Annotated in this window: 17 protein-coding genes and 1 pseudogene; 11 read left to right on the forward strand and 7 right to left on the reverse strand. The window is 57.9% G+C overall.

All coding sequences use genetic code 11. From position 1 onward, the window contains the following. Positions 1–138: 138 nt before the first annotated feature. Positions 139–1578, forward strand: coding sequence for an FAD/NAD(P)-binding protein (locus tag QN399_RS08855; RefSeq protein ID WP_322178351.1), 1440 nt, complete (start codon positions 139–141; stop codon positions 1576–1578). 82 nt (positions 1579–1660) lie between these two features. Here the strand turns inward: QN399_RS08855 and QN399_RS08860 are convergent, their stop codons facing one another. From QN399_RS08860 to ssuD, 4 genes are all read right to left on the reverse strand, one after another. Continuing rightward, positions 1661–2104, reverse strand: coding sequence for a hypothetical protein (locus QN399_RS08860; protein WP_330200841.1), 444 nt, complete (start codon positions 2102–2104; stop codon positions 1661–1663). 262 nt (positions 2105–2366) lie between these two features. Further along, a complete protein-coding gene (locus QN399_RS08865; protein WP_322178353.1) occupies positions 2367–3467 on the reverse strand; it encodes a sigma-54 dependent transcriptional regulator in 1101 nt (366 codons plus the stop codon). A gap of 14 nt (positions 3468–3481) precedes the next feature. After that, positions 3482–4669: an acyl-CoA dehydrogenase family protein gene (locus QN399_RS08870; protein ID WP_330200857.1), complete on the reverse strand. Its 1188-nt coding sequence runs from the start codon at positions 4667–4669 to the stop codon at positions 3482–3484. A 114-nt stretch (positions 4670–4783) separates the two neighbouring features. After that, the gene (gene ssuD, locus QN399_RS08875) at positions 4784–5923 is read right to left on the reverse strand and encodes an FMNH2-dependent alkanesulfonate monooxygenase (RefSeq protein WP_322178354.1); all 1140 of its coding nucleotides are present in this window, start codon (positions 5921–5923) and stop codon (positions 4784–4786) included. A gap of 586 nt (positions 5924–6509) precedes the next feature. Between ssuD and ampC the strand changes: the two genes are divergently transcribed. The 8 genes and pseudogenes from ampC to QN399_RS08915 all read left to right on the forward strand — a co-directional run bounded on the left by ampC (position 6510) and on the right by QN399_RS08915 (position 14665). Then, complete coding sequence (ampC, locus tag QN399_RS08880; RefSeq protein ID WP_330200842.1) at positions 6510–7691, forward strand: class C beta-lactamase; 1182 nt, start codon at positions 6510–6512, stop codon at positions 7689–7691. A gap of 117 nt (positions 7692–7808) precedes the next feature. Beyond that, entirely contained in the window at positions 7809–8729 is a 921-nt protein-coding gene (locus tag QN399_RS08885; protein WP_322178356.1) for a LysR family transcriptional regulator, read from the forward strand. A gap of 135 nt (positions 8730–8864) precedes the next feature. Next, positions 8865–10058, forward strand: coding sequence for a CaiB/BaiF CoA-transferase family protein (locus QN399_RS08890; RefSeq protein WP_330200843.1), 1194 nt, complete (start codon positions 8865–8867; stop codon positions 10056–10058). After that, entirely contained in the window at positions 10055–10993 is a 939-nt protein-coding gene (locus QN399_RS08895) for a hydroxymethylglutaryl-CoA lyase (protein WP_322178358.1), read from the forward strand. Before QN399_RS08890 ends, QN399_RS08895 begins: the two co-directional genes overlap by 4 nt. Positions 10994–11093: 100 nt before the next feature. After that, positions 11094–12431 carry an MFS transporter gene (locus tag QN399_RS08900; protein WP_322178359.1) on the forward strand — a complete coding sequence of 446 codons (1338 nt, stop codon included), beginning with the start codon at positions 11094–11096 and terminating at the stop codon, positions 12429–12431. Positions 12432–12554: 123 nt separating this feature from the next. Continuing rightward, on the forward strand, positions 12555–12941 hold the full coding sequence (locus tag QN399_RS08905) for a hypothetical protein (RefSeq protein ID WP_322178360.1): 387 nt from the start codon (positions 12555–12557) through the stop codon (positions 12939–12941). 53 nt (positions 12942–12994) lie between these two features. Further along, positions 12995–13434, forward strand: a pseudogene (locus tag QN399_RS08910) (hypothetical protein); the annotation flags it as partial. A gap of 316 nt (positions 13435–13750) precedes the next feature. Further along, entirely contained in the window at positions 13751–14665 is a 915-nt protein-coding gene (locus QN399_RS08915) for a hypothetical protein (RefSeq protein WP_330200844.1), read from the forward strand. Positions 14666–14706: 41 nt separating this feature from the next. On the opposite strand, the gene pssA is transcribed toward QN399_RS08915, so the two are convergent. Then, positions 14707–16050: a CDP-diacylglycerol--serine O-phosphatidyltransferase gene (gene pssA / locus QN399_RS08920; RefSeq protein ID WP_330200845.1), complete on the reverse strand. Its 1344-nt coding sequence runs from the start codon at positions 16048–16050 to the stop codon at positions 14707–14709. Positions 16051–16631: 581 nt separating this feature from the next. Here pssA and QN399_RS08925 point away from each other — a divergent pair. Continuing rightward, positions 16632–17705: a diguanylate cyclase gene (locus QN399_RS08925; RefSeq protein WP_322178363.1), complete on the forward strand. Its 1074-nt coding sequence runs from the start codon at positions 16632–16634 to the stop codon at positions 17703–17705. 97 nt (positions 17706–17802) lie between these two features. Here the strand turns inward: QN399_RS08925 and QN399_RS08930 are convergent, their stop codons facing one another. Together QN399_RS08930 and QN399_RS08935 are read right to left on the reverse strand one after the other, a co-directional pair. Further along, positions 17803–18873, reverse strand: a complete 1071-nt coding sequence (locus QN399_RS08930) for a glycerophosphodiester phosphodiesterase (RefSeq protein ID WP_330200858.1) — start codon at positions 18871–18873, stop codon at positions 17803–17805. A 677-nt stretch (positions 18874–19550) separates the two neighbouring features. After that, on the reverse strand, positions 19551–20114 hold the full coding sequence (locus QN399_RS08935; protein WP_330200859.1) for a histidine phosphatase family protein: 564 nt from the start codon (positions 20112–20114) through the stop codon (positions 19551–19553). A gap of 168 nt (positions 20115–20282) precedes the next feature. Here QN399_RS08935 and QN399_RS08940 point away from each other — a divergent pair, with 168 nt between their 5' ends. Continuing rightward, positions 20283–21218, forward strand: coding sequence for a 2-hydroxyacid dehydrogenase (locus QN399_RS08940; protein WP_330200846.1), 936 nt, complete (start codon positions 20283–20285; stop codon positions 21216–21218). Positions 21219–21229 lie beyond the last annotated feature (11 nt).

Here is a 21229-nt window from a genome sequence, read left to right on the forward strand (position 1 = left end):
ACTGTGTAGGTTTGCTGGACTTTTTCACTGTCAGATTGCAGGCAAGGCCAAGAAAAGCGATCATTTTTGATCAGGCATGCCCTGTGCAAGGTCGGTGGCAGACATTACTTTTTGCTGCGCTTTTTGAAGGATAGGGGAATGACCGAGTCGCATTCAGGGCAGGCGATTTCTGCCGTCCGTACAGCCGATATTTTAATTGTGGGTGGCGGCTTGAGCGGCAGCATGTTGGCTGCGCAATTATTGAGACTGCCGGGTAAACGACGGATTTTGATTATCGAGTCGCGCAGTGAGCTGGGGCGTGGCGAAGCCTACAGCGCGACTGAATTGGGCCACACCCTCAATGGAAATGCTGCACGCATGGGTGTCGATCCAGACAACCCCGATGACCTGACCCAATGGCTGGGCGACTACATTGCGGCTGGCGGCTGGCCGGAGTCTGCCGGGCAACACGTACCCGTGGCAGAGCTGTTCCCGCCACGGGGTATTTTTGGTCTGTATGTGCAGCAACGATTGGCGGATGCGCGGGTGCTCGGCGCTTCATACGGATCTAGCCTGGAACATGTGCGCGGCGAAGCAACTGATCTGGAAAGCAGTGATGCGGGTGTGCGGATCACCCTGAGTGATGGCCGCCAATTACAGGGCACGTTTGCGGTGCTGGCCACCGGCATGTTCCCTGCTGCGCGCACCTCACAACGCGAGTCCAGCGGGCTTAATGCGGCGTCTGTCGATCCGTGGGATGTCGACGCCATGCGCGAGCTCGACCCTTTGGCAAACGTACTGATCATCGGCTCGGGCCTGACCATGGTCGATGCATTGGTGTCCTTGGAGCAGGCCGGGCATCGCGGACCAATCGACGTGTTTTCCCGTCACGGTCTATTGCCCCACGTCCGCCGCCAGCCGCCGGTGTGGGTGGATTTTCTGGCCGAAGATCACAGTATTCGCAGCACGCGTCAGCTGCTGCGCAAGGTCCGCGAGGAATGCGAACACGCCATTGCTGACGGGATTGATTGGCAGGCGCCGCTGGATACGGTTCGTGCGCACATTGGCCGTCTGTGGTCCCAGGCCAGCGATGTGCAGCGTCGGCAATTCGTTCGCCATGTGCGGCCCTGGTGGGAAAGCCATCACCATCGTTCACCACCGCCAAGTGCAGCACTGCTGGCGCGACGTGTGGAAGAGGGACGGCTGACCATTCACGCCGCGTCATTGCAGGGGGTGGAAGTGCTGCCGACAGGGCAGGTACAGATTCGCATCCGTCGTCGCGGAGAGTCTGAGTCGTCGCACGTCATTGGCGATGCCTTGATTAACTCCACGGGCATCGAATACGACTGGCGTCGGGTGGACCGTGCATTGCCCAGGCAGCTTTTGGCGCGGGGCCTTATCCTCCCAGGTCCGCTGGCGCTAGGGATTGCCGCGCAGCCCGATGGTGCGTTGCTTGACGCGCAAGGGAACGTCTCACCGCGGCTGTTCGCCATGGGGCCGCCGTTGCGCGGAATGTGGTGGGAAAGTACTGCAGTAACCGACGTCGCCAGTCAGGCCAAAGCCCTGGCGGAGCGATTGGCTTCTCTGGATAAACACTGACTCATAAAAAACGCCGCTCAGCGGATATGCGCTGAGCGGCGTTCGTTCACGTCACTGGGATTCAATCCAGAGCGAGCAGTCCTTAGCGGATGCTGCTGATGCTGCTGATGCTGCCTTTGTTACCGGTAACCTTGACGTTGACCTTCTTGAACAGAAAGTAGTCTTCAACGCTGACTTCGTAGCGAGGTGCGACGATCAGGTCGGAACCGGAGCTTTTCACCGCTTTGAACGCGGCGGCAGCTTTCACTGCGGAGATCGGGTCAGGCAGGCCGATTGCGGAACCGCCCGCACCACCGTAAGTAACGCCATCGGCGAACTGGGTATCGCCACCCACGTTAAGCCAGCCGAACAGGATCGTGGTGGATGATTCGCCGCTGATTTGTTCCCCTACTTTCACATCGGCTTTCAAGTCAGCGGTGACCGAGCCAGCAATCGGCGCGGTTGGCTGGCTCATGTTATAGCTCACGCAGCCGCTGGTCGTTGCGATCAGGGTGGCGACAGCGGCAGCAAGGTATAACTTCTTCATGTGTGGTGACTCCTGGTGGTTTGTGCTCGGGCATAAATAAGCCGGCGCAACCATAACGGGAGTCGACCCCTGAATCTGTCAGACGCTTCCTGCATAGATGCAGGGTTCGTGACTAGGTTTAGTAGGGGATTTCGTACGGTATTAAATAGTTAATATTTCCCCCCGTAAATGCTGGGTTTGAGCAGTCGAAGATACTGTCGTTTCTGATCGAAGCGTTACGGTCCTACACCTTTTTACTTCGTGCCAGACACCTGATCGGCGTTCAGATTGATAGCTGAAGCACGCGATCTCCTGCCGTCTGTTCAGTGGGACGACGTTTGTTCACTGCCAGCTCGCCAATCTTGATCAGGCGGGTCCGCGTGACGTTGCGGCTCAAACCGAGCAAGTTGGCGGTGTGCACCTGGTTGTAATGGCTGAAGCGATAGGCCGCGCGCAACAGGGCGTCTTCGACTTTTTCGTGCAGGGCACCGGCCTGCTCTTCGAACAGGGTCTGGAACGCTCGCGTCAGCAGCGCCGCGGCGGAGTCGTCAACAGGCGCCGTATCATCCAGGCGCTCGATGCGCATGTTCGACAAGCGCAGATCGTTGTGCTGGATCAACCCGTTGCGGCAGATGAGCAGGGTATGGTGGATGACGTTTTCCAGCTCGCGGATATTACCCGGCCAGCTGTAGCTCCTGAGCTTGTGTTCGGCTTCTGCGCTGATGCTGATCGGGCCATAACCCAAGCGCTTGCTATAGACCTCGATGAAGTGCCGGGTCAATGGCAGGATATCGCCGGGACGCTCGCGCAGCGGGCTCAACTCCAGGCTTACCACGTCCAGCCGGTAATACAGATCCTCGCGAAAATGCCCTGCATTGATGGCTTTCTCCAGCTGCACGTTGGTGGCCGCCAGGACCCGCACATCAATGGGGATGCTTTTACGTGAGCCCAGACGCACCACTTCACGCTCCTGCAACACCCGGAGCAGTTTTACCTGGATGGGCATTGGCAGATCGCCGATCTCATCTAGGAACAGCGTGCCGCCATTGGCCTCTTCAAACCAGCCGGCTTTAGCGCTGAGGGCGCCGGTGAAGGCCCCTTTTTCGTGACCGAACAACTCGGCCTCGACCAGTGATTCGGAAAAGGCTCCGCAGTTGACCGCCACGAAGGGGCGATTGCGTCGGGCGCTGAGGTTATGGATATGGCGCGCGACCAGCTCCTTGCCGGTGCCGGTCTCGCCGATGATCAGCACACTGGCTTCGCTGGGCGCGACCTGCTGCACATGCGCCAACAGGGCTTGGGATTTTGGATCTTCGAAGACCTGAGCGGTGGCCCGGATCGACGTCGCCAAAGCTGGCGATGGGGGTAAGGTCAGAAGCTGCATGGGCATCTCTATCACTATGAGTAGAAGGTCGGAACAGGCAGAGATCGGTTCAATGCCCAGTCACCCAGTTCGTGGAGTTTGTAATCCACAGGATCGTGCAAGGTCTGAGTGCGCAGGTTGCGCCAATGCCGGTCGAGACGCAGGGACGCGTGGGTCGAGCGCGCCCCCGTCACCTCGAACAGCTTGCTACACAGCTCCAGGCCTTGGCGGCTGGCGGCGACTTTTGCGGTGGCGATCGCTGTTGCCAGATAACCACGCTCCTCGTTGCTTAGATCCGGGCCTTTGGCCCAAGCGGCATCGAGCAGTTCGGCGGCCCGTTCTACCAGCAACCGCACGCCTTCCAGCGCTATCCAGAACTCCCCGTAGTGTGCCAACACATAAGGGTCCTGGCGGATGTCCTCGGCCGTGGATTTGAACCAGGTGCGGGTTTCGGTGAGGGTGTATTGCCGCGCTTCATTGAAGGCCCCCTCGGCGATACCGAGAAACATGTGGGTGAACGTCAGTTGCGCGATCAGCGGACGCAAGCAGGCAAAGGGCGTACTCAAAGGACCGGGGTCAAGGAGCAACTCCGACTCGTCGACCCGCACCCGCTCAAAGCTGGCACTGCCGCTGTCGGTCTGACGCTGGCCCATGTTGTTCCAGTCTTTATGCAGGGTGATACCGCTGCGCCCGCTGGGGATGGCGGCGATCAGCAACTTGCCGCCCGCCGTTTCGTCCACGGCCGAAGCGATCAGCATCTGTGAATCGCTGGCCCCGGAGCAGAAGCTTTTTTTGCCGGAGAACTCCCGCCAGCCGTTGAATGTTTTGACGACAGTGCGTGTGTCCAGCGGGTTGAGGGCGTTGCCCCAGAACCAATTCTTGCGCGCGGTCTGCTCGAACCAGGGCTGCCATTGTTCCGGCTTGGCGAACAGGCGCACGGTGGCCAACATCAAATGATGGAAACCGAAGACATGAGCGATGGAACTGTCGACCTTGGCGAACTCGCGAACGATGTCTAAGGTTTCACTCCAGCGCCCACCTAGCCCGCCATATTGACGAGGAATGCTTAGCGCCAGCAGGCCGCTTTCGCGCAGTGCGTCGCGCTCGGCTTTGGGAGTGCCACCACGTTCATCACGCTCTGCGGCGGTTTCGGCAAATTGTGCAGCCAGTTTTTGGGCTGTCTGCAAGGGCGTGGACGGGGCGCTTGGCGGCTTGGCAGTCACACGGGTTTCCTCAAGGGTTAATGCAGGGTCGGACGGAAGTGTCACGCCCCCCCGATCCTGTTCAGGCTGTGTGAGCAGACTTGCCTGCGAAAACGGTATGTCAGGCGCAACCGATCACTTGGCCTGAGGCGGCAAGTCATTGGCGATCATTTCGCCAAATGGCCCGGTCAGGTTGGTGATCCCGCGACCGGCCAGGCTCGCGTAGGGCTCGGGCAGCAGCGGAAACACCAACTCGGCGAAGCGGTAGGCTTCTTCGAGGTGCGGGTAGCCGGAGAAGATGAAGCTCTCGATCCCCAGGTCCGCATATTCTTTGATCCGTGCCGCGACCTCTTGCGGGTTGCCCACCAGCGCGGTGCCAGCCCCCCCACGAACCAGGCCGACACCGGCCCACAGATTTGGTGCGATTTCCAGATTATCGCGACGCCCGTCGTGCAGCGCTGCCATGCGTCGCTGGCCCTCGGAGTCGAAGCGCGAGAACGACTTCTGCGCGGCCGCGATGGTTTCGTCGCTGATGTGCTCGATCAGGGTATCGGCGGCTTTCCAAGCCTCTTCGCTGGTTTCACGCACAATCACATGCAGACGAATACCGAAACGCACGGTGCGTCCTTTGCGTGCGGCACGTTCGCGAACGTCAGCGATCTTCTCGGCGACGGCGGCTGGCGGCTCACCCCAGGTCAGGTACACATCCACCTGCTCGGCGGCCAGTTCGTGAGCAGCCTCGGAAGATCCCCCGAAGTACAGCGGTGGATAGGGTTTCTGAATCGGTGGGTATAGCGCTTTGGCGTTCTGCACGCGCAAATGCTTGCCTTCAAAATCCACGGCTTCGCCTTGCAGCACGCGACGCCAGATGTGCAGAAACTCGTCGGTGACTTCGTAGCGCTCGCTGTGATCGAGATAGATACCGTCGCCACGGTTTTCATCCGGGTCGCCGCCGGTCACCACGTTAATCAACAGTCGGCCACCGGACAGTCGATCCAGGGTTGCCGCCATCCGCGCGGACACGGTCGGCGAGATAATGCCGGGACGGATGGCCACTAGATACTTCAGGCGCTCGGTCAATGGCACCAGCGCCGAGGCGATGACCCAGGAGTCTTCGCAAGAGCGGCCAGTGGGGATCAGCACCCCGTGATAACCCAAGTCATCCGCTGCCTGGGCCACTTGTTTGAGGTAATTCAAGGTGACGGGGCGGGCGCCTTTGGTGGTGCCCAGGTAATGGCCGTCGCCGTGAGTAGGGAGGAACCAGAAAACATCCATGACAAATCCTTCAAACAATGTGCAGCCAATTTTTTATGGACGCCGAACAGCAGTACGGCGCGTTATGCAGTAGGGCAAAAAAGCGGTGTCTCAGTCGGTAATGAAGTTCACGGGCTCAGAGCAAGAGCTGTATCAACGAGCCCCCCGTATTCACACCTTGGGCAGCGCTGGCTAGCGTCAGTCACCTGTTCACCGGCAACGCTTTTGTTGAATGACTGTTGCCGGGTAAACAGTTGCTGGGCCAACACTGCATTGAGTCAGTGCTAGTTATAAAGCTTATGAGTTATTCCTCAAAAGAACCTAATTCCATATTTTTATAACTTTAATATATATGTATGAGTCCTATGCTCGGGGCGCTGCAGGCTTGCAGTGCTACGCGAGGCTGCGAGGCCCGACACACTCAAGGCGCCATCATGGGCGCGCACGTAGACGCATCAATGGCGAGCAGTGATGGCATGGGGCATGGTTCGTGTTTAATCGCCGAAAAAGGTACTTCAGTACCGAGAGTCGCCAAGCAGCGGTTCTGGAAAAACTAAATCATGTGATAGTTTTCGCCGTCCAATAGAAACCCCCAAAGGACGACCGGATGCACTCGAATGGAAAATTCTGCGCACCGTTTCTCTTTCTTGTCTGTGCGGCTTTGTTCGGCACCTCCGCAGCTGCGGATACGGAAAAGTCGGATATTGACAACCTCGTGCAAGACGCCGCCCAGGCGATCATGCAGCAGTACAAGATTCCCGGCCTGGCTATTGCAGTTACCGCTAATGGTAAACAAAGCTTCTACAACTACGGGGTGGCCTCCAGGGAAACCGGGCGAAAGGTCACCCGCAATACGCTGTTCGAGATCGGATCGATCAGCAAAACGTTCACGGCGACCCTGGCCACTTACGCTCAGGTCAACGGTCGGCTTGCACTCAGTGACAACCCCGGCAAATATCTGCCGCAGCTCCAGGGCAGCCAGTTGGACAAGGTGACGCTGATCAACTTGGGGACTCATACGGCGGGAGGGTTTCCCCTTCAGATTCCTGATGACGTCCAGAACAACGAGCAGTTGATGGACTACTTCAGGTCTTGGCAGCCCCTTTTCGCCCCTGGCACCTACAGGACTTACGCCAATCCCAGTATCGGCTTGCTTGGGATGATCGCTGCCAAGAGCATGAACATTCCTTTCGATAAGGCTCTTGAGGCCCAGCTTTTCCCGAAACTCGGCATGCACGGCAGCTTCATCAATGTGCCTTCAAGCAATATGCCGCTCTATGCACAGGGCTATAACAAACAGGACGCTCCAGTCAGGCTTAGCCCAGGAGTGCTTGCAGCCGAAGCCTACGGAGTGAAAACCAGCGTCCAGGACTTGATTCGCTTCGTCGAGGTTAACCTGAACCTTACCCAGACAGATGCCACGCTTAAGCGCGCAATCGCCGATACCCATATAGGTTACTTCCAGCTTGGTCCGATGACCCAGGACCTTATATGGGAACAATATGGGTACCCGGTTAGCCTCGATACGCTACTGGAAGGCAACTCTGACAAGATGGCTTATGAGCGTCAGGCGGCCACCGAGCTGACCCCGCCCCAGCCCCCGCAACAGGCGGTCTGGGTGAACAAGACGGGCTCAACCCGCGGGTTTGGAGCCTACGCTGCCTTCATCCCTGAGAAGAAGCTCGGCATTGTGATCCTGGCCAACAAGAATTATCCCAACGAGCCTCGGGTTCGTTTGGCGTATCAAATCCTGAGCAAATTGGATTGCTGCTCGCGAGCAGAGCACTGAGGCATCTACCTGGGCCTACCACGAACGTTTTTCGTGCAGGCGAGTGTGGGGTTTTAAACCTCAGCAGCTGATTTACGGATATCCTCGGCCTCATCGCGAAGCCGAGAGCCGCACCCCATGCGCCACAAAAACCTCACCCGTCGTCTTGACTTGATTACCCTGCAATTGTTTGTCGCCGTGCACGAAGAAGGCACGTTGACTCGGGCGGCTGCGCGGGAGGCGATTGCGGTGTCGGCAGCCAGTAAGCGTTTGATGGAGTTGGAGAATGCACTGGGCATTGGCCTGTTCATGCGTAACGCTAAAGGCATGGCATTGACCGCAGCGGGGGAAACGCTGTTGCACCATGCGCGGCGGATGCTGTTCGATGTGGAAAAAATCGGCCTGGAACTAGGCGAACATATTCAGGGCGTACGCGGTTATGTGCGGATGCTGGCGAACCTGTCGGCGATCATCCAGTTTCTGCCGGAAGACCTGCACGACTTCGTCTCCAGCCATGAGCAAGTGAAAATCGACCTCGAAGAACGCCCCAGCAATGGCGTGGTGCAGGGCATCATTGATGGCGTGGCGGACATCGGCATTTGTTCGATGGACACCGACACCCAAAGCCTGTTCAGCGTGCCTTATCGCCAGGATACGCTGGCGGTCGTGATGCGCAGCGACCATCCCTTGGCCGATCGTGATCACGTGGCCTTTGCCGATACCCTGGACTATGACTATGTCGGTCTGCATGCGGCCAGTTCGATCAACATGCGCACCCACGCAGCGGCTCGTGCCTGCGGGCGGATCGTGCGCCTGCGGATTCATGTCCCAGGTTTTGATGCGGTGTGCCGGATGGTGCAGGCCAATATGGGCATCGGCATCCTGCCGCAAAAGGCGTATGAACTGTTCGGTCGCTCGCTCGGGTTGACGGCGGTGGCGTTGAGCGATGATTGGTCCGAACGCACCTTGTTGCTGGTAGCCCGCGACCAGGCATCGTTGTCACCGGTCAGCTGTTTGTTGTTCGAACACTTGCGCCGCCTGGAAAATCCCGCGAACTAGACACACCACCTCAAGCGTTCGCGTTTCGCGAACGACGCTTGCCAACAGAAGGTTGGATTCTTCAGTGCCTGGTTCTCTAGCCTTGGCTCACGTTACAAGGCTTACATTCCAATAAAAAAATATGAGGCACTGAAGATGACGGCTCCCCTGAGTGGAATCCGCGTTATCGAGATTGGAACACTGATCGCGGCACCCTTCGCGGCGCGTCTGATGGCGGAGTTCGGCGCTGAAGTGATCAAGATCGAATCGATGGGGCAGGGCGATCCTCTTCGTAAATGGCGAAAACTCCACGAGGGCACCTCCCTGTGGTGGTACCTCCAATCACGCAACAAAAAATCCCTTGCACTGAATCTCAAATCTCCCGAAGGCATCGCCATCGTCAAGCAGCTCGCTGAAAGCACCGACGTGCTGATCGAGAACTTGCGCCCCGGCGCCCTGGAAAAACTGGGTCTGGGCTGGGACGTTTTGCATGCGCTGAACCCCAAGCTGACCCTGGTGCGCATCTCAGGCTACGGCCAGACCGGTCCCTATCGTGACCGTCCCGGTTTTGGCGCCATCGGCGAAGCCATGGGAGGTATTCGTTACACCACCGGCACGCCTGGTTCACCGCCAGCGCGGGTCGGCGTCAGCCTGGGTGATTCGCTGGCATCGATGCACGCGGTGATGGGCGCACTGATGTCGTTGCTGCGGGTGAAGACCGGGCAGGGCGAAGGTCAGATTGTCGATGTGTCGCTGGTCGAAAGCGTGTTCAACGTCATGGAAAGTCTGGTACCGGAATACGCCATGCAAGGCCATATACGTGAGCGCAGCGGCGGCGCCTTGCCAGGCATCGCACCTTCCAACACCTACCCGACTGCCGACGGCGCCTACGTGGTGATTGCGGGCAATAGCGACCCGATTTACAAGCGACTGATGCAGGTCATCGGCCGCCCCGACTTGGGCGAAAACCCCGAATTGACGCATAACGATGGTCGGGCGCTGCAGAGCTCGATGCTCGATGAAGCGATCAGCACCTGGACCTTGAGCCAGCCCATCGACACCGTGTTGCAGGCCCTGGAAACGGCTGAGGTGCCGGCCGGGCGCATCTACTCAGTGGCTGACATCGTTGCCGATCCGCACTATCAGGCACGCGACATGATTCTCGACGCCGAGTTGCCGGGCGGGGCTGCGGTGAAGATGCCGGGCATCGTGCCCAAACTTTCCGAGACACCGGGCTCAATCAATTGGCAGGGGCCAAGCCTGGGCCAGCACACTTCCAGCGTACTCAGCGAACTGGGCATGACCGAGCAGGATATCGCCCGACTCAAACACGATGGAGTGGTCCAATGATTACTGACTATTCCGACAGCCTGATCGTCCAGGAGGTCGCGCCGCGAGACGGCCTGCAAATCGAGCCCAAGTGGGTAGAAACTGCCGACAAGATCGCCTTGATCGATCAATTGTCACTGGCCGGGTTTTCCCGTATCGAAGCAGGCTCCTTCGTCTCCCCCAAAGCCATCCCAGCGTTACGCGACGGTGAAGCGGTGTTTCTGGGCATCCAGCGTCAGCCTGGCGTGACCTACGTTGCGCTGGTGCCCAACCTCAAAGGTGCGCAGCGCGCCCTCAGCGCGGGTGCCGATGAGCTGAACCTGGTGATGTCCGCCAGCCAGACCCATAACCTGGCAAACATGCGCATGCGCTGCGAGCAATCGCTTACGGCATTTGCCGATGTGGTGGCACTGGCTCGCGGCACGTCGCTGGGCCTGAATGCCTCCATTGCCACCGCCTTCGGTTGCCCCTTCGAAGGCGTGACCAGCGAAGACCGGGTGATGCAGATCGTCGATGCTTATCTGGAGTTGGGCATGCAGGGCATCACCCTGGCCGACACAACAGGCATGGCCAATCCACGTCAGGTCTATCGTCTGGTACAACGCGTATTGACGCAGGTTCCGGCGTCAATGCTGACGCTGCACTTCCACAACACCCGAGGTCTGGGCCTGAGCAATGTGTTGGCTGCATACGAGGCTGGCGCACGGCGCTTCGATGCCTCCCTTGGGGGGCTGGGAGGTTGTCCGTTCGCCCCTGGCGCCTCCGGCAACATCTGCACCGAAGACCTGGTGAACCTGTGCGAGGAAATGGGTATTCACACCGGTACCGATCTGCCTCATTTGCTGGAGATGTCTCGCCGTCTGCCTGCGCTGTTGGGTCATGAAATGCCCGGTCAGGTAGCCAAGGCCGGTCGCAACTGCGACCTGCATTCCGCGCCGGAGAATATGCCCGTTTGATCCTGTTTCACCCCTTAGCGTGACCAAGGGGGCACACGCCCCCGGACCAGACAACAAAAACAATCGGACACCCACGGGAAGTCCGTCTGGAGAAAATGAAATGACAATCTCTGTTCTGAACGCGGACAGCAGTCCTGCCGAGATCGTGAGCGCGGAAAAGGCCCTGATCAGTAAAGTCGCCTGGCGCCTGATGCCATTGATCATGGTCTGCTACCTGTTCGCCTTCTTCGACCGCATCAACATCAGCTTCGCCAAATTCCAGCTACAGACTGACCTGAGCCTGAGCGACACCGCTTATGGTCTCGGCGCGGGGCTGTTCGTGGTCGGTTACGTGCTGTTCGAAGTGCCCAGCAACATGATGCTGTACAAGGTCGGCGCACGGCGCTGGATCGCCCGGATCATGATGTCCTGGGGTGTGGCGACGGCGCTGATGGTCTTCGTCAATACTGAATGGCAGTTCTACGGTTTGCGCTTCATCATTGGCGCGATGGAAGCGGGCTTCGCGCCGGGCGTGCTGTATTACCTGACGTTGTGGTTCCCACAGCACTATCGCGGGCGGATCACCTCGATGCTGTTCCTGGCCTCGGCCTTCGCCGGTCTGATTGGCGCGCCGCTCTCGGGCCTGGTCCTCGGTCATCTTGATGGCGTGATGAACATGCGCGGCTGGCACTGGCTGTTCCTGCTGGGCGGTTTACCCTGTGTGCTGCTGGGCCTGTTGGTGTTGGTTGTCCTCAAGGACAAGATCGCCGATGCGCATTGGCTGACGGGCCAGGAAAAGACCTATTTGGCCAGCCGCGTCGCCCACCACGAACCCCACAAAGGCGGCGGCTCCTTGCTGGCGGCATTGAAGCTGCCAGGCTTCTTGATGCTCGGGCTGATTTACTTCTTGATTCAAGTGGCGTCCTATGGCCTCAACTTCTGGGCCCCGCAGTTGATTCGCAGCGCTGGCACTGAAAGCCCGGTGATCATCGGTTTGCTTACGGCTATCCCGTATATCTGTGGCGCCATCAGCATGGTGGTAGTTGGGCGGATGTCCGATGCCAGCGGCGAACGGCGCAAATACGTGGCCGGTTTGGTGGTGCTGGGAGCGATCGGTTTCTTTAGCGCCGGGATATTCGCCGAGCACACGTTGTTTCTTATCATCTCCCTGAGTTTGCTGGGTGCAGGCATCGTCGCCTCAATCCCTGCCTTCTGGGCCCTGCCACCAAAACTGCTGGCCGGTGCTGGCGCAGGTGCAGCCGGCGGTATTGCGGTAATCAATACCCTCGGGCAGTTCGGCGGTATCGTCAGCCCGATCATGGTCGGCCGAATCAAAGACCTGACCGGCAGCACCACCCCAGCGCTGTACGTGATCGGCATCGCCAGCCTGATTGCCGCCGGGCTGCTGCTTTGGGCTTTGCCGGCCAAACTGCGGACGCTTGACAAGACCGATCAGTGATTGCCAATCGACCAAGGCTCCTGCCTTGGTCGGCCTCATCGCAGCCTTCACTCGTCGCCTCCCCGAAACTTTGTCTCGACGCTCCTGCCATTTCTATAACACGACAGCGCAGGGAGTCAGGTGATGGCACGAGCAATCTGGAAGGGTGCGATCGGTTTCGGGCTGGTGCATATCCCGGTCGCGTTGAAGCGCAGTATGGAACCGGTCGGTTACAAGCGGATCAACAAGGTCACCGGCAAGGAAATGACCCCGGAAAATATCGTCAAGGACATGAGCGTCGATTGGCAGCCCGATGAGTACCGTGACACCTTCGAAGAAAAGATCATGCAACTGGTCGAGACCAAGGGCCGCGAAGGAAAAATCGAGGATGTCGAAACCAGTGTCGGCGAACTGGAGCGCAAAAGCGCCGATGTCATTGACCTCACCGAGTTGCTCAAGCGCAGCCTGAGCAGCAAAAGCCCGGCCAAAGGACGGGCACCTGCCCGAAAGAAAACCAGCAAAGCCTCTTGAGGTCTCTTTAAGCAAATCTCCACCTGCTCCGATCCAGCGCAAGGTAATCGATCATGGCCAAGCCATTGAGTGAGTACGCTCGCAAACGCAATTTCGACATCACTTCCGAGCCGTCGGAGCTTGCTGATCGAAAGCAGACCTCGCGCGGGGCCAAGTCATTGAGTTTTGTGGTGCAAAAGCACGAAGCGCGCGACCTGCAGAGGAGTACGACCTCGTCGAGGCGCTACCGAAGAGCGTGATCAGTGGCGCGACTGTGGGTGAGACACGCACTGTGGATACAACCAAAAAAGCCAAAACGTCCTTCCACGTTCCTGACACGCTGGCGCCTCAGTTGGCAACGCTGGTCGATAGACCGCCGAGTGGCGAATGGCTGTATGAAATCAAATTCGACGGCTACCGGATCCTGACCCATTTCAGCGCTGGACAGGTGCGCCTGCTCCGCCGCAACGGCAACGACTGGACTGAGCGATTACCACTGCAAGCCAAGGCTCTGGCAGCCCTTACGTGTCCAAACGCAGCCCGGACTGGATCAAACTCAAGTGTCGTTTACGTCAGGCGGCATTTATCGCCCTGCGTAGCGACAAGCCAGCGGGTGACGTGGTCCGCGAGCATCTTCTCTCTGCACGGACTCGAAGCTTACGATGCCTTGAAGAGTTAGCTTCTGTCTTGAACGGTCAGGAAATGCCTTGCTGGCTGGTAGGCACATTGGTATGTCTTGCCAGCCAGCGGTTTCTGTTCGGATCGCTGCTATTCGCTGCAGGCCATTTGCCATACCATCGGTCCATTCAATGGAAAGAGAGGGTACGTACGTGAGCAGTTTCCTGGACAAAATCAAGAACAAGATCAATGAGGCCTCTCCTGATCTGCTCGCTCGCACATCCGAGTTGATGGAGAAAGGCAAGAAGGTCGCTGTTGAAATGGCTGACAAGGCCGCTCCCGTGATCAAGCAGGCGTCTGCGAAAGCCAGCGCTTATGCCCAAGAAAAATCTCCGATCATTAAGGCGCAGGCGATCAAAGCGCTCGAAGAAGCCAAGGTTCAGCGTGCGGTTCTGCAAGAGAAAGCCCGAAACGACAAGGTGGCCCACGCCGAGTACGTAAGGACCATGTACTTGATGACCCTTACCCCGCGGTCGCTGGCGTTCATCGACGAGAAATTCAACCATTACGGTCGCTCGCTGAACTTCATGTGCATCACGGGTGAAGTACTGGCGTCTGACAAGCGTTCTGAGGTGAGGATGTCTGCCAGCCATTCGCTCAGTAGCACAGGTGGCGGGTTTCTTTGGCAAGGCACCGGCTCGGTGAGCATGAATGTGTCCAGCCACTCCTTCGTCAACGCCACAACCAACACGGCCCATGAGTTCTGGATCCGACTGCCGGACGGGGTCGAAAAGCCGATCTATCTGTTTGACAGCAACATCCCCATGCGCAAGGGACAGGTTGTTTCGCTGATCTTCTGCAACGCTGACGACAGCCCCAACGGGATGCTGGTGGCACTGGTCAACCATAATGCCAAAGCGATGTGGAAGGTCCTGGGTCCGGCCGAGATCAATCAGCGTTATAAGCTCTACACCAAAGAGCCAGGCTTGTTTAATGGTCGGGAAGTTCGCGAGACGACCGCGCGACTGCTCAACGAACTGGATATCCGCTTGAGCCAGTTGGGTGAGTGGGCCAGTCGCTTCGAAGCGCCCTCGAGTGAAGCCGATTCGACCCTGCTCGGTCACTGAGCCCTGTCGTGGGCGCGCTACGCGATCATCGAACGTTGCAATTAGAGGATGCGGTACAACAAACGCTCTATGCGAACCCGGCTGACCCGACGCAGAAACGTGCGCACGGCGACCGGGTATTCGCTCAGCGTGTCCAGTTCGTCGTACTTGCCGACCCGCAAGGTATTACGCATCAGTTGAGTGACTTCCACATCACGGCGTGCAGTCCACTCGGACTTTGGATCGTCGATCAGCAGAGCATTTTCCAGGTCCAGCTGGAAGGCTCGCGGATTGAGGTTGTTGCCCGTCAGTAAGGTGTAGCGCTGGTCGGCCCAGAGTCCTTTCAGGTGGAATGTGTTGTCGCCGTCTTTCCACAGGTGCAGATTCAACTGGTCCTTGGCGATGGCCTGCTGATGCTTTTGTGCGAAGCGGCGCAAGCTGATTTCGTAGAGATAAGGCAGTGCGGCAATGACTTTAAAGGGCTCGTCGGCCGGGATGAAAAAGTCATTGGCGGTCTTGTCGCCGATGATGATATCGATGGTCACGCCGCGCTTGAGGGCGCGATTGATTTCCCGCGTCACGGTCACCGGCAGATTGAAATACGGCGTGCACAGCGTCAGTTGTGTCTGACTGGCCGCGATCAACTCGCAAATAGTGCGACTCAGCGGGTTCTTGTTGCCCACACCCAGCAGGGGAATGACACGCAGGCCACCGGTTTCATCGCTGCCGTCCGATGTGTCGTATGACGTGCGTTTGAGATGGCTCCTGAAGGCTCGGATTTCACCCCGCAAACTGCGAGAGGTGGGAGGCGCGGGCAGGTCCAGGCGGTGCACGGCTTTGGATGTGAGTACATCGTTGCGCACCAAGTGTTGCATCGAGTCGGCCAGTGCCTTGTTCTGCAACAGGTGATAGCGATCAAGGCGGTACTTGTCGAACTTGTGCAGGTAGACGTTATTGATGCTGGCGCCACTGTAGATCACGCAGTCATCGATCACGATTCCCTTGAGGTGCAGCACCCCGAACAGTTCGCGGGTCTGCACAGGCACGCCATACACCGGCACTTCAACGTCATGCTCCAGGTTCTGCGCCTGATACCACGTGGAGTTACCGGGCTGCTTGCCGGCACCGATCAACCCTCGTTGTGCGCGAAACCAATCCACCAACACCACGACATCCAGTGTCGGCCGCGCTGCTTTGGCGGCGTACAAGGCGTCGAGGATTTCCTGACCGGCTTCATCCTGTTGCAGGTACAGGGTAACCACATAGATTCGCTGAGTCGCAGCAGCGATTTTCTCCAGCAGGCAGCGTCGGTAGTCGGTGGCGTGGGGCAACATCGTGATTGCATCGGCTGCCAAGGCAAAACCACGAAGCGTGGGCAGGATGGAACGTCTGAAAGTGGAGCGCATAAGCCTCTCGAAGCGTTAGCCAGATAGCACGGGAGCTTACACCAGAGTGTCAGTGAGAGGGTTTGCTCTTTGCCTCGCTGCACAAAGTTGACCGGTATGGCAGTTGAAACACGCCAAAGACCATGAGTTGGGCGCGGCCCAGACCGAACAGCTTCATCATCTCTTGGTGCAGCACGTCGTTGAAACTGAACAATGACAGGGTTTGTTTTTTTATAATCGCGCGGGGGCATGGTGCCTGACCTTTTTGGCGAGCACGCCGGAAAACGCTAATAGTGCTGATCGCGAATACTTCTACTATCACCAACCATATGAAAATATGGGGCCGCACGTTCAGCTGGATGTTTAATCCCGTCCCGATGCGTTCTGTATCCGGACAAGAGGGTGATGGCTATTTGATAGCTCTCTGATAAGCTTCAGATCGTGAGCCAGGAGGTTAGCTGAATGACGCTACTCGTCGGTTCGCACCCTCAACAGAAGTGGATTCCATGGATGTGTGATTGCCTGTGGATCGATTGCCCGAACAGCCATCCTGTCTCATTCCCCGCCCTTATCGAGCGGTAGGGCAGAGGAGCCTCGACCCCATGCAAGACCCCGGAGGAAAAGGACTTTCACTCACGAAGCGGCTGTACAAGTCGCGCACGCTGGGAATGATCCTCGGGTTTTTCTGCGTTGCCGCCGTCGTCTACCCACTGCACAAGTCTGGCTGGGTATGGGGGCTGATGGTCCTTACCGGATTTGTCTGGCCGCATCTGGCCTTTCAATGGGCTCGCGTATCGACGGTTCCATTCCAGGCTGAGCAGCGCAATCTACTGATTGATTCATGTCTAGGCGGCCTCTGGGTGGGGGCCATGCAATTCAACCTGCTGCCCAGCGTCATCGCTCTTTCAATGATGTCCATGAACAATATGGCCATCGCGGGGCCGCGTTTTCTGCTGGGAGGCTGGCTGGCACAAGCGTTGGGTATTGCGGTCTCCCTGCTGATTTTTTCCCCGGTATTTACGCCCGAAACCACAGTTTTCCAGATGTATGCCTGTGTACCTTTGCTCGCTATCTACCCGTTGGCGCTTGGCTGGGTTGCGTACAAACAGACTCATCTGCTGAAAAACCACAAGCGCGAATTGCTGACCCTCAGTCGTACCGACAGCTTGTCGGGCCTGTTGAACCATGGCTCGTGGAAGGATCATCTGGACCTTGAGTTCCAGTCCTGCAGCAATACGCAGCAGAGTGGCACCATCGCCCTGATCGACATCGATCACTTCAAAGTGATCAACGATACCTATGGCCATGTGGTGGGGGACCATGTGCTCCGGCAATTGAGCACGGTACTCAAACAAAACCTGAGGGCCTCGGATCTGGCAGGGCGGTATGGCGGCGATGAGTTTTGCGTGATCTTGCCTGATACCCCGATCGTGGTCGCGGCCGAGATTATGGACCGCCTGCGCGATACCTTCGGCTCCATCCGTTACGAACGGGAACCGGCGATGAGGGTCAGCCTTAGCATTGGACTGGCCGCCTACAGCCCTGCCCATCTGGATGCGACCAGTTGGCTAAGTGACTCCGACAAGGCGCTGTATGGGGCTAAAAGCACGGGGCGTGACCGGGTCGGTTGTTTGATTGACGGGGCATTTCATCAGGTCGTGCGTGATCCCGCTTGAGTGCGGGGTCGCAGTAAACATGCTGTTCAGCAAGGACTCGTTAGCGCTTGCCTTGAGCCGATAACGGAGCCTTGCCTTCAGCACGGGTGAAATGCGCTCAATACCCGCTTCGACGAAGAAGGGTGTCGAGGCTTTCTGAAGACGGACGGCCATAGAACGTCAGCAGTTGTGCCGCGCGGTTGGTGAAGAAACCGTCGACTCCGCGGGCGCTGAGTGCTTTGAAATCCACCTCGTCATCGACGGTGTAGGGATGGATTATCAGGCCTTTGTCATGGGCCATACGGTTCATCCATGGCTTGACCAAGTCCACATAACTTTGATCGCCACCGTCTTTGAGCGCTGATGAAGGCCCAATGCCGATTGCTCCGTGAGCTTTGGCCCACTCAATCCACCCGGCGAACTCCGCTTCGGACTTCAGGTCCTGTCCGGCATAAAAGCTGGCCTTGTCTTTGGCGCCAGAGGTCTTGAACGTGGCGTCCGAACTGGCCTGGATATAGCCATCCCCTAACCACAACAACAGCACTTTTGGCACCTGTGGCATGCTTTTTTGCAGCAGTTCGAGGCTTGGTTTTTCGAAGGTCTGCAAGACCACGCGACCAGGCATGTGCGCGACATTCACCCGGCCCTGGGCGGCTTCGGGTCGTTGATCGAGCCAGCCGCGTTTGGCTAGGACATTTTTAAGGTCTTCTTCTATGCCGGGAAACTGGGCGGGAACCTTGGTCTCGATATACAGCCCCGGTTTGTTCTCACCGCCCTCGGCGATATCGATGACTTCGTCCAGGGTCAGAATTTTTAAACCGACATAACTGCTGCGGGCTCTGGCGGGGAAGGCGGTATTGAACCAGGAACCAGCGTCCAGCTGTTTGAGCTCCGCCAGCGTGAAGCTGCTCACAGGTTGCGTGATCCGGTCCGGGTAGACCTGCGCGATGTTGGTAGTGCGTCGGAGGGTATCGTCATGCAGGGCGATCAGAACTCCGTCCTTGGTGCGCTGAATATCCATTTCCAGATAATCAGCCCCCAGCTCTCGAGCCAGCATATAAGCGGGAATGGTTTCCTCTGGCGCATCAAACGACGCGCCCCGGTGCGCAATGACGGCAGGCCAGGGCACCCCGATTTTGGCGGCGAGTGTCTTGCTCGGCGGTTCAATCGCGAGCGTGGACTCACTCATCAGCAGCGCGCTCGCCAACAGTGTCACGAGCCCGACCGCTCGTGGAATACCTTTCAACATGTTTGATTTTCCTTTTCTGCACGGATCATTCACGCCCGTCTTGATCGCCATGCAGGCCCCGATAAATCGAGGCCTCCCAAGTCTCAAGCATTAACAGCAACCATCAGCGAGAGCAATCAAGCTGTCGTTGCTGCACTGTAGCAAGTCGTCGATGACGAAATGGTGAGTGAGCCGTCGGTCACTTTTGCAACGATTCGGCCCGTTTCAGGTATTCCAGGAACCGACTGGTCACGGTTAAAATGGCGCCAATTTTTAGTGAGGAATCATCCAGGCATGGAGATGACGGTAAAGACTTTTTTGGAACTCAACATAGCGAAGCGAGAGCCTGGCGTATTCTTTTCGAGCTGTATCCGTAGCTTCACTGATACCGAACTGCTCTACGAAATAGACGTTGATCAGAACTTGGAGACAGTGGATGTCGGGCTGTACTCGATGCATGACAAGTACGTGTGGTCACAGAAGCGTGTTTATTTCATCTATGACGAAGACGGCAAACAGTTCCTTCGCTCAGTCCCCCGGAACCAGATCTGACACTCATCGAATCATCTGGTTTTTTTGACCTGACATCATGTGCATAAGGGCGTCTCGGGTGCCTTTTTGCGCCCGCTCTAGAATCCTCACAAAAGCCCTTCCTGCATCCGTAACCGCCACCGCCCGTTGAACCGCAACTCAGTCGCGGATAATGGCTCGATGTCTATCGAGTTGAAGGCTGCCGTTGGGCACTGCAGGGCATGCAGGATGGCGGCGCGGATGACGAAGGGGTGGGTGATCGCGACGAAGTGTCCCTGCGTGCGCAGGGTGTCGAGCCATGCGCCGACGCGGGCGCAGACCTCGGCCACCGATTCGCCGCCGTGCGCAGTTGAAGCGCTGTCTGCACTCCAGGCCTGGAGTGCTTCGGGCTCATGCGCCTGGAGGTCTTTGATGCGTTTGCCTTGCCAGAGTCCAAAATCGCAATCGCGCAACTCAGGGACGATATCCATCTGCGACCCGAACAGGTGAGCGGTTTGCCGGGCGCGGATCTCGGGTGCGCTGAGTAAATGCACGGAGGGCTTGAAGCGGTCGGCCAGCGAATGCCCTGCAGCCTGCCAATCCAGTTCGACAGGCTCGTCCAGCGGAAAACGCGCGAGCTTCTGTGCGAGTGTCCGGGCATGGCAGATCAAGGTCAAACGAGTCGCCATTATGGGGATCCATACGGGGTTTACGGGTGGGCAAGTTTACATGCCTCATGCCCTTGTATCATTTCGCGGGAGCGACCGCCGTTTGCCACGTGACGGGCAGGCCTGATAGACGGCATAGTCCTCAGACTGATTGAGTGTGGTCTGACAGTGGACTTGGGGATGGAGGAACGTATGACGACTGTTCTAGTGCTGGTTGAAACCATTAACGACTATTTGCCGATACTCGAAAACAGTGGTTTTAACCTGATTCTCGCGCCGAGTCCGGCCGAGCGGGCAAAAGCCATCGAGACGCATGGTGCGCAGATCAATGCCGTATTAACCCGCGGTCCGCTGGGTTTTTATGCCGATGAGATCGCCGCGCTACCTCATCTGGAAATCATCTGCGTGATCGGCGCCGGCTATGAGCATGTCGACCTTGAGGCCGCCAAGGCTCGGAATATTACGGTGACAAACGGGGCCGGGGTCAATGCACCCTCGGTCGCCGACCACGCCTTGGCGCTGTTGCTGTCGCTGGTGCGTGATATCCCGCGTGCCGATGCATCGGTACGGCGCGGCGAGTGGCGTAAAGTCATGCGTCCTTCGCTGGCTGGCAAACGCCTCGGTATTCTTGGGCTGGGCGCGGTGGGCATGGCGATCGCCAAACGTGCCGTTCTGGGTTTTGATATGTCCGTGAGTTATCACAATCGCCAGCCCCGCAGTGATGTGCCTTACGCTTATTGCGCAAGCCCGGTCGAACTGGCGAGCGCCTCGGACTTCTTTATCGTCGCGACACCGGGTGGGGCAGAAACTCTGCAGTTGGTCGACAAACACGTACTGGATGCCCTGGGCCCTCACGGTTTTATCGTCAACATCGCGCGTGCCAGCGTCATCTCGACGGCGGACCTGATCGATGCGCTTGAACATGATCGTATCGCTGGCGCCGCACTGGATGTCTTCGATAATGAACCGCAGGTACCGGACGCGCTCAAGGCGTTGAGCAACGTGGTGCTCACCCCTCATGTCGCAGGACTCTCTCCGGAAGCTTCGCAGGGTACTGTTCAGTTGGTGGCGGACAATCTGCTGGCGTACTTTTCCGGGCAACCGGTGCTGACCCCAGTGCGCAGTTGAATCGAGCGTTA

The organism is Pseudomonas sp. 10C3, assembly GCF_036346185.1.
Classification (GTDB): domain Bacteria; phylum Pseudomonadota; class Gammaproteobacteria; order Pseudomonadales; family Pseudomonadaceae; genus Aquipseudomonas.